Below are 14963 nucleotides of genomic sequence, written 5' to 3'. Positions count from 1 at the left end.
GTCACTGGCGCAGTGAGTGCGGCCAATGGTGCTTGGCCTGGCCGCACAAGTACAGTCACATGTATTGATAATGACTATCGAAGCATGCGTGGTGTTCGATCAGGTCAGCGCTGTCATCACCGCCGCCTGGTAGGCCGGGCGTGCCTTGAGGCGCTCGTACCAGGCTTGCAGGTGATGCATGGCCGGGCGCTCGATGGGCATTTCGAACCAGGCATAGATGAAGCTGCCCAGTGGGATGTCGCCCATGCCGATGCGCTCGCCGGACAGGTACGGCTGCCTGGCCAGGGTTTCGTCGGCGATGGCCAGCAACGCGGCGCATTGCTTGTGCGCGGCATTGATCGCCACCCAGTCACGCTGGTCTTCGGGGGTGCGTAGCAGGCCCCAGAACAACGGGCGGAACGGGCCGGCGAAAGACGAGGTGGTCCAGTCCATCCACTTGTCGGCCAGGGCACGCTGGCGTGGGTCCTGGAGATACCAGCCCTGCTCCGCACCATACTCGGCGCACAGGTAGCGGACGATGGTATTGGATTCCCACAGGGTCAGGTCACCGTCTTCGAGCATCGGCACCAGGCCGTTGGGGTTGCGGGCCCGGTAATGGGGCTCATTGACCACGCCGAAAGCGCCGCCGGCGTCGATGGACTCGAACTCCAGGCCCAACTCGTGGGCGATCCACAGCGCCTTGCGCACATTGCTCGAATTCTTGCGGCCCCAGATCTTCAGCATGGCAACGTCCTTATGAAATGCGGAGGTGGCACAGTCTACTCCAGAGTTTCGTCGCCTGTACCGGCCCGATCGCCGGCTTGCCAGTGATTGAGCCGGCACAGGCAACGCCATGCGGAAACTCCTGGCGCTCCCCCCTTGTCACTGTTCTGACCCTGTCGTCCACAGCGTTGCGTCTAAGCTATCCGGGACGGCTCAAGCCCCTGGTTCCAAGGAGGACCGATTATGTTGCTGTTGTGGTTGGTGGTATTGGTGGTCGGCGCGGCGTACCTCACGCACCGGCGCCTGGCGCCCTTGCAGATTCTCGGCATCATGGCCGGCTACGTGCTGCTGATGAGCATTTTCAGCCGTGCCCCCGGCTGGCTGCTGGCCCTGATCTGGCTCGTGCTGGGCGTGAAAATTGCCCTGGTGGCGCTGCCAGAATGGCGCCGCAAGGTGTTCACCGGCCCGGTGTTCAACTGGTTCCAGCGCACCCTGCCGCCCATGTCGCAGACCGAGCGCGAAGCGATCGACGCCGGCACCGTGTGGTGGGACGGCGAGCTGTTCAGCGGCCGCCCCGACTGGCGCACCCTGCTTGCCTACCCGGCACCACAGCTGAGCGAAGAGGAACAGGCCTTCCTCGACGGCCCGACGGAACAATTGTGTGCCATGGTCAGCGACTGGCAGATCGGCCAGGACATGGACCTGCCCCCCGAAGCCTGGGCGCATATCAAGCAGCATGGCTTCTTCGCCCTGATCATTCCCAAGGAATATGGCGGCAAAGGCTTCTCGGCCTACGCCCACTCGCAAGTGGCGATGAAACTGGCGACCCGCAGCGGCGACCTGGCGTCCACGGTGATGGTGCCCAACTCGCTCGGCCCGGCCGAACTGCTGCTGCATTACGGCACCGATGAACAGCGCAACCACTACCTGCCGCGCCTGGCCCGTGGCGAGGAAATTCCCTGCTTTGCCCTGACCGGCCCGCTGGCCGGCTCCGACGCTGGCGCCATGCCCGACAGCGGCGTGGTGTGCAAGGGCCAATGGCAAGGTGAAGAAGTCCTCGGCCTGCGCCTGAACTGGGAAAAGCGCTACATCACCCTGGGCCCGGTCGCTACCCTGCTGGGCCTGGCGTTCAAGGCCTACGACCCCGACCACCTGCTGGGTGAACAGGAAGAACTCGGCATCAGCCTGGCGCTGATCCCGACCGACACCCCCGGCGTGGACATTGGCAAGCGGCACCTGCCACTGGGCGCCGCGTTCATGAACGGCCCCAACAGCGGCAAGGACGTGTTCGTGCCGCTGAGCTTCCTGATCGGTGGCCAGGCCATGCTCGGCAAGGGCTGGATGATGCTGATGAATTGCCTGTCGGTCGGCCGCTCCATCTCCCTGCCCGCCGTGGGCACTGGCGCGGCCAAGTACACCAGCCTGGTCACCGGCCAGTACGCCAACATCCGTGAACAGTTCAATGTGCCGCTGGCGGCCTTCGAGGGCATTCAGGAATCGCTGGCGCGCATCGCTGGCAACGCCTGGCTGATGGACAGCGCCCGCCTGCTGACCGCCAAGGCCGTCGACCTGGGCGAGAAGCCCTCGGTGCTGTCGGCGATCCTCAAGTATCACCTGACCGAGCGTGGTCGCGAATGCATCCAGCACGCCATGGACGTGCACGGCGGCAAGGGCATCATTATGGGCCCCAACAATTACCTCGGCCGCAATTGGCAAGGCGCGCCGATTTTCATCACGGTAGAAGGGGCCAATATCCTCTCGCGCAACCTGATGATCTTTGGCCAGGGTGCCATCCGCTGCCATCCGTTCGTGCTCAGGGAAATGGCCCTGGCCGGGCGTGAGGACCGCGACCAGGCATTGCAGGAATTCGACGACCTGCTGATGCAGCACATCATGTTCGCTGCCGGCAACGCGGCCAGCACACTGGTATTCAACCTGGGGCTGGGGCGCCTGGAAAACGTGCCCGGTGACACCTTGAGCCAAGGCTACTTCCGCGCCTTGAACCGCCAGGCCGCGGCGTTTGCGCTGCTGGCAGACTTGTCGATGATGCTGCTGGGCGGCGCACTCAAGCGCCGCGAGCGCCTGAGCGCACGGCTGGGCGATGTACTGAGCTACCTGTACCTGGCCAGTGCCGCACTCAAGCGTTACCACGACCTGGGCGCGCCGGAGCACATGCAACCGCTGCTGCGCTGGGCCATGGAAGAGAGCCTGGGCCAGGCGGAAAAGGCCCTGGACCGCCTGCTCGACAACTTCCCCAACCGCTTTGTCGGCTGTGCACTACGGGTACTGGTGTTCCCCTTCGGCCGCCGCCATACCGGGCCGAGCGACGAACTGGATGCCGAGGTTGCAGCGCTGATTGGCCGCCACAAAGGCGATCCGGCACTTGAGGAGTTGCTTGCCGGCTGCTTCAGGCCACAGGCCGACGGCGACCCGGTGGCGGCGTTGCAACGCGCCAGTGACCTGCTGGACGAGACCGCCCCGCTGTACAAGGCGCTGCATCAGGCAATCAAGGAAGGCCGTGTGCAACCCGCACCCGGCCAGTCGGCCATCGACGCAGCGGTCGACAGCGCTGTGCTGCAGCCAGGCGAAGGGCAACGCCTGCACGCGGCGGAACAGGCACGCCGCGCAGTGATCGATGTCGATGCCTTCGACAAGGCCCAGTTGCAGGCGCAACCGGGCAAGGTCCGCTGATCGGCTCTGCCGGGGAGGGGCTGCTTTGCGGCCCCTTCCCCATCCCGCGTATACTCCGCGCCCGTTTCGACCACACCGAGGACCGCCACCATGGCCAACCCCCACCTGGAATACCACCTGCAACTGCTGAACCACCTGCGCACCATCCTGGTCGCCCTGGGTGAAGCGGATCAGGTACCGGAGGAAAGCCACGCCCTGTTCCTCGAACGCTTCGATGAACTGCTGACCCTGCTGCCGCAAGACCCGCTGCAAAGCCAGTACCTGGGCCAGGACCTGATCTGCCAGGTGATCCAGCGCTACCCGCAGATCGCCCACCTGGTCCCCCGCGACCTGTTGTGGTTCTTTGCCGGGGACTGCCTGCACTTCATGCCCGACGAGGAGCTGGCGCTGTACCAGCAGTTGGAAGAACGCCGCTACGAAGCCGAGCAGGCCGGCGAGCCGTTCGACTGGAACCTGGAAAAGCAACTGCTGGGCGCCCAGCAAGGCCCCGCCAGCACGCACTGACGGCCACGCACAGGCTGTGATGCAACATGCGCAGCCTGTTCACCCGGCCTTTTCAGGGAGCAAAAAAAAACGCCACCTCATAAGAGATGGCGTTTTCTGAATTGGAGCGGGAAACGAGACTCGAACTCGCGACCCCGACCTTGGCAAGGTCGTGCTCTACCAACTGAGCTATTCCCGCAATTTGAAGCTTTTACCGCTAATCGGCGTGAAGCGCCTTTACGACCTTCACCACCACTGCACCGTGCGAACGCCACAGTATTTAAACTGGAGCGGGAAACGAGACTCGAACTCGCGACCCCGACCTTGGCAAGGTCGTGCTCTACCAACTGAGCTATTCCCGCATTTGGCGTCCCCTAGGGGACTCGAACCCCTGTTACCGCCGTGAAAGGGCGGTGTCCTAGGCCACTAGACGAAGGGGACACACAACACTTTTCAGTGCACCAGACATGAACCTCACGATTCACTCTGGATTTTCTTTTCCTGCCTCGCCGCAAGGCGCTGCCGGATAAACTGGAGCGGGAAACGAGACTCGAACTCGCGACCCCGACCTTGGCAAGGTCGTGCTCTACCAACTGAGCTATTCCCGCAATTTGGCGTCCCCTAGGGGACTCGAACCCCTGTTACCGCCGTGAAAGGGCGGTGTCCTAGGCCACTAGACGAAGGGGACACGCTGCTGGCATCGCTGCCTGCTTTCACTCCCTGCCGCGTTTCGCTGTGTGCTTTACGCTGCAAGTGGCGCGCATTCTATGGATGCTTGGTAGAGGCGTCAACCCCTTTGTAGAAATTTATTTAAATCAACGACTTCCGGGCGCGGGGTGCAGATCTTCAGGTGGCTGCCGATACAAGGAAGGCCTGCCAATAAAGGGGCCGGCACAGGTACAGGGTGGCTGTTCGTCCCCAGGCGAACTTACTACACTCAAAGGTGTGATTCATCTTCAACGAGGCATTAACGGTGACACCACTTCTGATCACCCTGCTCATCGTGGCGGGTATCGCGTTGCTGATCGTGATCGGCTACCTCAACAACGTGGTCGAGAACAGCAAGCTCGAGCGCGCCCGGCTGAAGATCGAGCTGGCCGACCGCCTGCGCCGCTGTGGCGAAATCACCGAGACCTTCCCCGGCCAGTTCATGACCCCGGCGCTGAAGCTGCTGCTGACCCGTCTGGAGCTCAACCTCAATCAGCGCCAGCTGGCGCTGGACAAGCACAACGCCGAACTCAAGGCGCGCATTGCCGAACTGGAGGGCCTGATTGCCCTGGGCGGGAAGATCCCGGTAAACAACCCGCCCAGCCCGATCCAGACCGAGGCCAAGGCCAAGGACGTGCGCTTTTTGCTGGAGGCGCTGCACAACCAGGTGACCCGCGCCGCCCAGGAAGGCTTCCTGCCCACCCCCGAGGCCAAGCAGTGGGTCAAGGAAATCCGCCATATGCTGGTGCTGCTGCATATCGAGTTCTTCAACAACCTGGGCCAGCAAGCCCTGCAGAAAGGCCAGCCGGGCCAGGCGCGCCTGGCCTTCGAGCGCGGCGTGCAGTACCTGCGCAAGCAGCCGGAGCCGAAGGCCTATGAAGAGCAGCTGACCTACCTGGAGAAGCTGCTGGCCCGGGCCAATGCCCAGGTGCTGGAAAACATGGAGCCGGCAGAGAACGAGCAGAACGAACTGACCCAGGGGCTCAAGACCGATGACGAAGAGACCTGGAAGAAGCGGGTGATCTACGACTGACCCGCAGGCGTTGCCGCTCGAAGCGAGAAGCAACGCCAGTAACGGAACAAACCATAACAGCACGCCTCGCGTTCAGGTATCGCGGCGTGCTGTTGCGTTGGCTCAATTGACAGCGATGACGCTCTGCCGCTGCTGAACCATCAATGCACGGCCACGGCTTGAGCTTGTAGCGCGATAAGTTACATACCCATCCAGCTGATCGCGCACTGCAGAGTTATCCCCCCCGCCCGCTGTAAGCCCCCAACTGATCACCCGGCCATCCCGGCGCAGCGCGACAAAACCAAAGAAATTGGCGTAAAGCGCCTGGATGTCCACCAGTTCACTGGCCACCGGGGCAGTATCACCACCGACCGTGGCGTTGCCCCAAGCCTTTACCGTACCGTCGCTGCTGAGTACGGCGAAAGCATAGGTGGCGCCGGCTACTTGCACCACGTTGGTCAGTTGCGCAATTTCAGCAGGTAATTCATCTACACCTCCCCAGGCCACCACGCTGCCGTTGCGGCGCAACGCCGCAAAAGCTGCCCCTGAGCCAACCACGTCGATGATGTCGTCAAGCTCGCCGTACCCGGGAGGCAGGGTGCCTCCTATACCAGGAGAACCCCAGGCCACCAACTGGCCCGTTGCCCTTTGCGCCACAAAGGCATGATCGTTCGAGCAACACAGCCGGACAATATCGGTGTAGTCGGCCACCGCTCCATAATCACCGCCGCTGGTTCCAGCGCCCCAGGCCACCACCGTGCCATTGGCGCGCCTGGCAGCAAACGCATGAGCACTGCCGATGACATCTTCAATGTCAGTTAATGCCCCGATGTCGCTTGGCACAGTACCACCGGACCTTTCCAATCCCCATCCCACCACCTGGTTTGTCTTGCGCAATGCGGCGAAGGCTTGAAGCGTAGAGACGATCCGTACAATGTCGGTATGGCCGGCAATCGGCCCAGGCACGGTCCCGCCATCCGTGCTCTTCCCCCACGCAACGACCGACCCCGTTGTCTTGATACCGGCAAAGGCCCACGCACTGCCACATACTTCACGGAACCCATATGGCGAAACCCCACCCATGTCCCCCCCATTAGTGGCATCCCCCCACACCATAACGGTACCATTCACCCGACGCACTGCGTAGGCAGTGGCTGCACAGCTCACCTCGACAACATCATCGAGCGTTCTGATCAACGGCGGTAGATCCCCGCCATTGTTCGCGTGGCCCCAGCCCCGAACGCGCCCATCGTTACGCAGAGCAACAAAAGCTCCAGTTCCGGACGGTGACGTAGTAAAAACACCATTGCCGATGATATTGACCGGATTCAATGTGACCTGATCATCCGAGGTTCGTACTTGCAGAGGCAGATCCGGCCGAGTGTCCCACCACGCTTGTGCACTGCTCCATTCATTGCTCCCGCTGTATCGCCATTCAGCCATCACCGGTTTACCCGTATCGGCCTGATAGGCCTTTAGATAGCGAGAGCTGTAGGTACCCCATCGGGCGCCCCGAGTATGCCGGGCCCCAAAAATATGCAGCAGCCCTTTACCAACATTTGTCCGCACATCGTATTCGACAGTACCCGAGCGTTTCTCAGGCGGGTTGCCGCCTGGCAGCACTATATAGGTAACCCCTATGCTGCCGTTTTCGTTCGCTTTGATGACGGCGTAGTCAATCAGGAAGCGCTGTTCGCCTGCCTGGGCCACGGTGTGCGTCTGAGTGTCCGGGTGCGCCCCGGTCACTTCGACACGCACCTTGTCCAGCGGTTGCAAACCAGCACTGGCGGCGATGAACAGCGTCGCACCGTCTCGGACACGCTCGGGGTCGATGATCCCCTCTTCATTGGCTTCTACAATGAGCGGGTCCGGAAGCGCTGGCTCGCTAAACTCAAGCACTGTGAATTCAACCGGAGCAGAAGGCTGTTCTGGCTGAACACCTCCCCGAAGGACGAAATAGGTCACGGTGATCTTGCTGCTCTCGTTACCCCTGATCACTTCAGCGGCAATCTTGAACCGCTGGCTACCTGTCGTCTCCACGGTGTGCGTCTGATCGTCCGGGTGCGCCCCCTGCACTTCGATACGCACCTTGTCCGTCGGCTCCAACCCGGCATCGGCGCCGATGAACACCGTTGCGCCGTCCGTGAGACGTGCGGGATCAATGACTCCTGCAATGGCCTCTTCGATGACCAGTTCCGGAAGCGCTGGCTCGCTGATTTCAAGCACTGTGAATTCAACCGGAGCAGAAGGCTGTTCTGGCTGAACACCTCCCCGGAGGACGAAATAGGTCACCGTGATCTGGCTGTTCTCGTTACCGCGGATCACCTCAGCGGCAATCTTGAACTCCTGTTCACCTGCCGTCTCCACGGTGTGCGTCTGATTGTCCGGGTACGCCCCCTGCACGTCGATACGTACCTTGTCTTGCGGTTGCAACCCGGCACCAGCGCCGATTAACACCGTTGCACCGTCCGCGACAAGCGCGGGATCAATGACCCGCTCTGCAGTGGCCTCTTTAATGACCAGCTCCGGAAGCGCTGGATCGCTGACTTCAAGCACTGTGAATTCAACTGGCGCAGAAGGCTGTTCTGGCTGAACACCTCCCCGGAGGACGAAATAGGTCACCGTGATCTGGCTGTTCTCGTTACCCCGGATCACTTCAGCGGCAATCTTGAACTCCTGTTCACCTGCCCTCTCCACGGTGTGCGTCTGATTGTCCGGGTACGCCCCCTGCACGTCGATACGTACCTTGTCTTGCGGTTGCAACCCGGCACCAGCGCCGATTAACACCGTTGCACCGTCCGCGACAAGCGCGGGATCAATGACCCGCTCTGCAGTGGCCTCTTTAATGACCAGCTCCGGAAGCGCCGGGACAGCCGCCCCGACTTGCAGCGTCAACGGTTCGGAGTAACTGGGCTTTGCTCCCTCCGCCCGCGCGACCCAGTAAGACGCCACCACCGCGTGACCGTCGTTATCGGTTACCAGTTTTTTACTGATGGTCAAATCATAATGTTCGCGGTTGAAGTTGGTAGTGGTGATATCGATATAGTCTTCCAGCGACGCCTCATCCGTGCCTTTCCAGTTGAACCACAGTACATCGCCTATCTTGATACGCGCATAGCGCTGCACCACCAGCTTGGTACCACCGAACGGTACCTTTTCGGGATCGAGCACCCAGCTGCCATCTGCCTGTTGCTCTGCGTAGCCGACACTCGGTGCTGGCAACTCAGCGCGCGGTTCACCGACGTTGAAGGTGATCGTGCGCTCCGACCTGCGTGGCGACATTTTGGTGCGCTCCAGCGTGTAGAGCAGCACCAGTTTGCCGCCCTCGATCGCCTTCAGGTGTTTGCCATCGACCGGGAACGGAATCGGCTCCTTGCGCAGTGCCTCACCGTTGCTGATGTCATGGGGATCGATTGCCGGGAAGTATGGCTCCAGATCCGGCCTTTCCCCCTCCCAGATCAGAGTAATCACATCGTTCGCCTGCATACTGTCATCCCAGGGCACCTGGATGCTGGCTACCGGCAATGCCGGGTCCAGGGTTCCCTGCTGGGCATCCAATGCCTCCGGCGCGGCCAGGCGTACAGCTTCGCCCTGAATGGCGACGAACTGGCCTCTGGACTGATATCTGCCTTCAGCCCGCTGCTGCTCATAGGCCTGGACACCCAGGGCCCGGCGCGATGCCTCCGACTTGACCAGCTCATAGCTGAATTTCGCCTGGGTCTTGGCCAGTTGGCGCACATCTGCATTGGCAATGCCGATTTCGAGCACCGCCGGCAAGCTCTCGATTGGCTTGGGCGGATAAGTGATATCCACCGGGCGCCCGTCCTCGGTCTCGCCGAACAGGCTGGCCACGATGTTGTCGCCCAACGCGAACGGCTCTTCATTAAACGCCACCACCTGCAAGGTAGCATCGGCATCCCCCAGAAGCTCAAGGTCGAGAACGTTGTTCCTGGCTTCCTTCACGATGCCAGCGGCAAGGCGCGCATTGCCGGTGTCGACCTCCACCCGCTGCTCGGCACTCCAGTCCTCGGAACGGTTGTCAACCAGGTCATAAACTTCAAAAGCTATCGCCAAGCCTTTTGCATCCGAATCGCCCGCCTTGAGAATCACTGCTTCCTCGACCAGGATCACAACGGGATTTTCCTCGGGGTTGTTCGCCTGTTCCCGGGTCACAGTATGGCTAACGAACTGACCACCCCAGCTGAGGCGGATCTTGTCATTCTCGGCCATGAACGGATAAGGCAGGATGGTCACCTCCACCCCTTGCTTGGCGCGCTCCTGGTCCACCCCGTCCCTGACCACATCCTCCGGCAGGGTGAATTTGAGCTCGGAATGCCCGGGGTTGGAGCCGTCCTGGTCCTGGCCACCGGGGCGATCGAGCTTGACGTAGATACTGGTCGGCGCCGAAGGCTCCTCTACCTGCCCCATTCGCTTGACGCGATAACTGAGTTCAGCATCGCCATTCTGCAGGTGCGTAGGCGGAACGAAGAGCGTCTGGCGCTCGTCTACCAATTCCTTGGGAATGCTCAGGCTGCTGACCTCGTCACTACCGAGCAGAATCCGCACCCGATCACCTTCACCCATTTGCGGCCACGCCGGGACATATAATTGCAGGCCGTTTCTGGGAAAGTTGTCACGGGCCGCCGCAAGGTTGATACCCCATTTGTCGGTGAACACCGGGCCGGTAGCACCAGGTATCGAGAGTTCTTCAAGCTCCAAGCGCTTGTCATCTGATGCCTGGGCAATGATATTGCCTGCCGATTGGTCGTTGTCCAACATTGCGCAGCTCCTTTACCGAATGAGGGGAAGTACGAAACATTGAACGCCGCGCCATAAACCGGCGCTACTGGCAAAAATGCTAGGGAAAAGCATGAAAATATCGGTTACTACCTGGTTCAAAAACAGAAACGGCATTGCTGGCCAGGCCAGCAATGCCGTTATCGTCAACACTACTTCAGCTACACAGCTATTCGAAACACTGCCTGGTCGTGCAGTTCAGCAACCTTTACCCTAACCGAATGCCTGGGAACAAAGGGCCGATCTGTGCCGACCATCCCTCTCCGCCGCCGTTCATGTCCTTATGCTGGGCCTGCTGACGTGGAAGCGGATTCCAGATCAACCGTTGATCACGAGCCCAATAAGTCCCCCCAGGCCAACCGATCTGGACAAGCCCACCGCCTGCCCGGTACTGACTGAACACCTCCCGCAGATCGCTCATGAAGATGCGCCGATCCCACTCTACGATGTACTGGGCAGACGACATAAGATACATGCGAATGACATTCTGCACCGTCACGTTGTAGCTCACCATTTGCTGGGCCTGGTCGCGCACGGTGATGACAGCACTGCCATTGCCACGCGACCTGACGGTACCGTTGCTATCGACGCTCGCGACTGCCGTATTGCTGGAGCTGTATTCATATGGCGGTACCCCGCCACTGGCCACGCGTTGCCGCGACGTGTTGGCCGGCGCCACGCTGGGCCCCTGGCCATTATCACCACGCACGAAGAGCCTGCCATTGAGTACCATGGGGCTGGTGTCGATCAGCAACGGTGGCCGGTTCTCGACCGTGACGATCCACTCGCCGGAAACCGGCTGGTTGCCGTAGAGGCCTTTCGCGGTGAACGCATGACGCCCCACGGCAAGCCCCGACATCGGTGCCTGCCAGTCGCCCCCCGGTGCGGCTACGGTGGGCCCAGACGTGCCGTTGTCCAGCATCTCCACTTTCAGCCCGGCTTGAGCGGTGCCATAAAGTGTCAGCCCGGTTTCATAGGTGCGGCCACCATTACCAATCGGCTGGCCCTTGCTATCGACCGCACGGGTGATCACTGGCGTGGCACCTTGGCGCATTTCGAAGCTATGGCCGCTCGACTCCAGCTTGCTGCCGTACAACGCCACAGCCTTGACCAGGTGCTGGCCGACGGTCAGGGCAGAAACCACAGCGCTCCAGTTGCCGCTGCCATCGACCGGTGCCTGGCCCTTGGGCGTGGCACCGTCGAACAGTTCGACCCGCCGCCCGATACTCGCCGTGCCAGTGACCGTTACACTGGAGTCGTAAGTGAAACCATTGTTGGCAACGTCCCCCAGGCTGTCCTGCACCCTGACGATGCTCGGTGCCACTTCCTCCACCACCGTGAATGTGCGAGCGTCCGAAACCAGGCCAGCGCCATACAACGCCTTGGCCGTCAAACTGTAGGCGCGGCGCTCGAGCCCGGCCATGGGATGGCTCCAGTTGCCGCTTGCATCAACCGGCACCGCGCCCAACGAGTTGGTACCTTCGAAAAGCTCGATCTTCTGGTTGATACTGGCCTTGCCGGCCAGGCTCACCTGCGCATGTACCGTGGTACCGCCCTGCGCCACCTCGCCGTCGCTGTCCCTGACACTGGTAATGCTCGGCCTGATTTCCTCATAGACGGTGAACGTCCTTACCGCCGATTCTTCACCTGCGCCATACAGTGCCTTGGCCCTGACGCCATAGACCTTGATCGGCAGCTGATCGAGCCGTAACGTCCAGATGCCTCCAGGGCTGACGGTCGGCACGCCCAGGCTGGCATTGCCGTCGAAAATTTCAACCTGTTCATTGGCACTCGCTTCGCCGCCCAGGGTAAGCGCGGTATCGACCGTCGCACCGCCATCGGGGACTTCGCCCCGGGAGTCCAGGACGCTGGTGATGGTCGGGAAGATGTAGTCGACCACTGTAAACCGGCGCACAGCCGACTCCTGGTCACGCCCGTAGAGCGCCCTGACCTTGATTGCGTAGCCTTTCACCTGCAGGTTTCGCAAGGTCAGGGTCCAGTTACCGGCAATATCGGCCTGGGCGGTATCGACCGGCACGGTGCCATCCAGGATCTGCACCGGCTGCCCGACACTGGCCTTGCCCGCCAGGACGATCTGGGTATCGACCGTGGTCTTGCCGTCGGCCAATTCGCCGCGCGAGTCCTGCACACTGTCGAGGGTCGGTGCCAGCTCGGCGACCACCTCGAAGGCACGTGGCGCAGAGAGGTCCTTGTTGCCATACACGGCCCTGGCCTTCAGTTCATGACTACGGATCGTCAGGCCATCGAGATCCTCGCTCCAGGCGCCGCCAGGGTCAACAGCTACGGTACGCAGACTCACTTCGCCCTCGAGCAGTTCAATTTGCAGGCCGGGGCTCGCGAGCCCGGAGACGGTTACAGTCGTATCGACCGTGGTCGCCCCTTCGGCCAGCTCGCGGCGCGAATCCTCAATGCGGGTGATGCTGGGCACGACATACGCCACTACCGTGAACTCCCAGGGCTCGGAGACCAGGCGCCTGCCGTACTGGGCCCTCGCTTTGACGCTATACGAACGCGGTACCAGCTCGGTCATCGGGAAGTACCACACACCATCGGCATCGGCCCCTGCCGAGCCCACCTCGGCATCGCCATCGAGCATGTCGACACCGAACCTTGCCCGCGCAGTACCGCTCAAGGTGATTGCAGTGTCGACGCTGATCCCGCCATTGGCGACAGCACCGTAGCTGTCGACGGCTGCGTCGATGGCCAAGGGGATGGGTGTGCCGATATACAGTTCGAGAAGATTAGAAATTTCGAGTTGCCCAGTGCCCGCGCGCCTGACCGTGTAAAACGCGAAAATCACGGTGCCATGCGAAAACTCCACCACTGCTGGGCTGATACGGAAATACACCGGTCGCCCCAGTTGGCCCTGGGTAATTTCGAGCCAGTCACTGGTCGTACCGTCTGGGTACACGCTGCGCCAGTAGTACGTCAGGATATCGTCCTCAAGCCAATCGGCGTAACCAACATGCAGGGTAGCGCCATTGGGAAAGATCCATTCCGGGTCCAGCACTTCGCCATCCGACTCGAGCACCTCTGGTGCAGGCAACGTATGGCGCAGCGTGGTCACCCGGTAATAGCTGCGATCGGATTCACGCACCCCGTAGAGTGCCGCACGGTCATTGGCGACCCGGTAGTAGAGCTCCAGCGTACCGCCGGCGAGTGCCTCGATGTGCTCGCGTTCAATGTAGAACTGCAATGGCTCTTCCGTGCCTGTGGCCAACTTTTCCTCTTCGTAAAGGTAGGGAGTGCCGTTCGCGTGCGTGCCGCGCCAGACCAGGTCGACCACATCGCCACTCTCCATGCCTGGGTAAGGCCCGGCAAGCACCCAAACCGATTCGGTACGCTCGTCAATCAGGTCTTCGATGGCTTCCAGCACGATCGGCGCCGGCAGTTGATAGATGTCGCCTTCGATGCGGGCAAATGCCCGCTTCGACGACTGCGCTGGAGAACCATCCGCCGGCCGCAGTACATAGGATGCGTCTCCCGTACCCTGGGCCGTGCTTCGTACCAGGCGATTGGGAACCGTGGCTTCGAGAAGCGCGGGTACGCTTTCGACAGTCAGCGTCTGGTGATGGACAAGTGGCTCTCCGCTTGCCGGCGCACCGACCCAGGTGAATTCGATGCTGTCACCTACTGTGATCGGGGACTGGTCTGTACGGATAAACACTGTGACATCACTGGCTTTGAGCTCGACCAGGTCGATTACACCATTGACCGCCTCCTTGATGATCGGCGCCTCCAGCCGCCAGGCCCCCGCCTCCACTGTGATAACGGTGGGGCGCGAACGGTCGCTGGCATAGTTCCACACTTCATCATGGGGCCAATGGCTCAGTTGCAATGCGTCGGAGTCACCAGCAGCAAGGATGACGTCCTGTTCGACCAGGATCTCCACCGGGTCGTTACCTGCTGCTTCGGCTTCACTGATTACCCGCGGTACTTTCACGCTGCCCCAGTTCAGTACCACTACATCCTGCGAGGCACGGTCAGGGTAGGCATCTATGGTTACCGGCACGCCCTTGGCAGCCCACTCTGCAGTGACTCCATTGTCGATGACATCTTGCGGCACACCGGGCCGTGGCAACTCCGAGTGCCCGGGCAGATGTGGTTCCTTGTCGACGCCGCCCGGGGGATACCGCTTCACCCGCAGACGCAGCGGTGCCGACGGTTCGGGCACCGTCGCGTCCTTGCGCAGCACTTCAAAGTGAATGTTCTCCACCCACTCGACATTGAACCTGTTGGCCGGCAGGTAGAAAAAGATCCGCTTCCCCTCATCAGTCTCTTTAACGTCGATAGGAGGCAGCGGCTCGCCTTCGATATACACCGTCAGCACGTCTCCCTCGTACATGTCCAGATAAGGGTCGATGGCAGACAACAAGCCCTTGGGATCTTCTTCGATCGTGGCGATATTGATACCGCCATCGGCTGACGCGACGGGCGTGGTCATCCCGGCAATCAGCAATGGCCGTAAAACCAACGGAACAGAGCCATCGGCAGGAGGAGGAAAGAGCCTTGCAGAGAACCGGTTCATGAATAAGCCTCTTGGGGAAAG

6 protein-coding genes and 5 tRNA genes are annotated in these 14963 nt (G+C 61.2%); 3 read left to right on the top strand and 8 right to left on the bottom strand.

What is annotated here, in order from left to right; all coding sequences use genetic code 11:
• Positions 1 to 99 precede the first annotated feature (99 nt).
• Entirely contained in the window at positions 100 to 723 is a 624-nt protein-coding gene (locus ACJA3S_RS07310; protein ID WP_170028896.1) for a glutathione S-transferase, read from the bottom strand.
• A 222-nt stretch (positions 724 to 945) separates the two neighbouring features.
• Between ACJA3S_RS07310 and ACJA3S_RS07305 the strand changes: the two genes are divergently transcribed.
• On the top strand, positions 946 to 3393 hold the full coding sequence (locus ACJA3S_RS07305) for an acyl-CoA dehydrogenase (protein WP_406821327.1): 2448 nt from the start codon (positions 946 to 948) through the stop codon (positions 3391 to 3393).
• A gap of 90 nt (positions 3394 to 3483) precedes the next feature.
• Entirely contained in the window at positions 3484 to 3897 is a 414-nt protein-coding gene (locus ACJA3S_RS07300; protein WP_170028894.1) for a PA2817 family protein, read from the top strand.
• A gap of 102 nt (positions 3898 to 3999) precedes the next feature.
• On the opposite strand, the gene ACJA3S_RS07295 is transcribed toward ACJA3S_RS07300, so the two are convergent.
• The 5 genes from ACJA3S_RS07295 to ACJA3S_RS07275 form a co-directional block, all read right to left on the bottom strand.
• Positions 4000 to 4075: transfer RNA gene (locus ACJA3S_RS07295), tRNA-Gly, on the bottom strand.
• 87 nt (positions 4076 to 4162) lie between these two features.
• A tRNA-Gly gene (locus ACJA3S_RS07290) sits at positions 4163 to 4238 on the bottom strand.
• 3 nt (positions 4239 to 4241) lie between these two features.
• Positions 4242 to 4317: transfer RNA gene (locus ACJA3S_RS07285), tRNA-Glu, on the bottom strand.
• A gap of 91 nt (positions 4318 to 4408) precedes the next feature.
• Positions 4409 to 4484: transfer RNA gene (locus ACJA3S_RS07280), tRNA-Gly, on the bottom strand.
• A gap of 4 nt (positions 4485 to 4488) precedes the next feature.
• Positions 4489 to 4564: transfer RNA gene (locus ACJA3S_RS07275), tRNA-Glu, on the bottom strand.
• A gap of 285 nt (positions 4565 to 4849) precedes the next feature.
• Between ACJA3S_RS07275 and ACJA3S_RS07270 the strand changes: the two genes are divergently transcribed.
• On the top strand, positions 4850 to 5617 hold the full coding sequence (locus ACJA3S_RS07270) for a hypothetical protein (RefSeq protein ID WP_406821326.1): 768 nt from the start codon (positions 4850 to 4852) through the stop codon (positions 5615 to 5617).
• A gap of 102 nt (positions 5618 to 5719) precedes the next feature.
• Here ACJA3S_RS07270 and ACJA3S_RS07265 read toward each other — a convergent pair whose 3' ends face one another.
• Positions 5720 to 10375 carry an RCC1 domain-containing protein gene (locus ACJA3S_RS07265; protein ID WP_406821325.1) on the bottom strand — a complete coding sequence of 1552 codons (4656 nt, stop codon included), beginning with the start codon at positions 10373 to 10375 and terminating at the stop codon, positions 5720 to 5722.
• Positions 10376 to 10601: 226 nt separating this feature from the next.
• The gene (locus ACJA3S_RS07260; RefSeq protein ID WP_406821324.1) at positions 10602 to 14942 is read right to left on the bottom strand and encodes a hypothetical protein; all 4341 of its coding nucleotides are present in this window, start codon (positions 14940 to 14942) and stop codon (positions 10602 to 10604) included.
• Positions 14943 to 14963 lie beyond the last annotated feature (21 nt).

This window comes from Pseudomonas sp. KnCO4 (assembly GCF_045344305.1).
In the GTDB taxonomy this organism is placed as follows: Bacteria; Pseudomonadota; Gammaproteobacteria; order Pseudomonadales; family Pseudomonadaceae; genus Aquipseudomonas; species Aquipseudomonas anuradhapurensis.
This window is presented reverse-complemented; position numbering and strand designations above follow the sequence as displayed.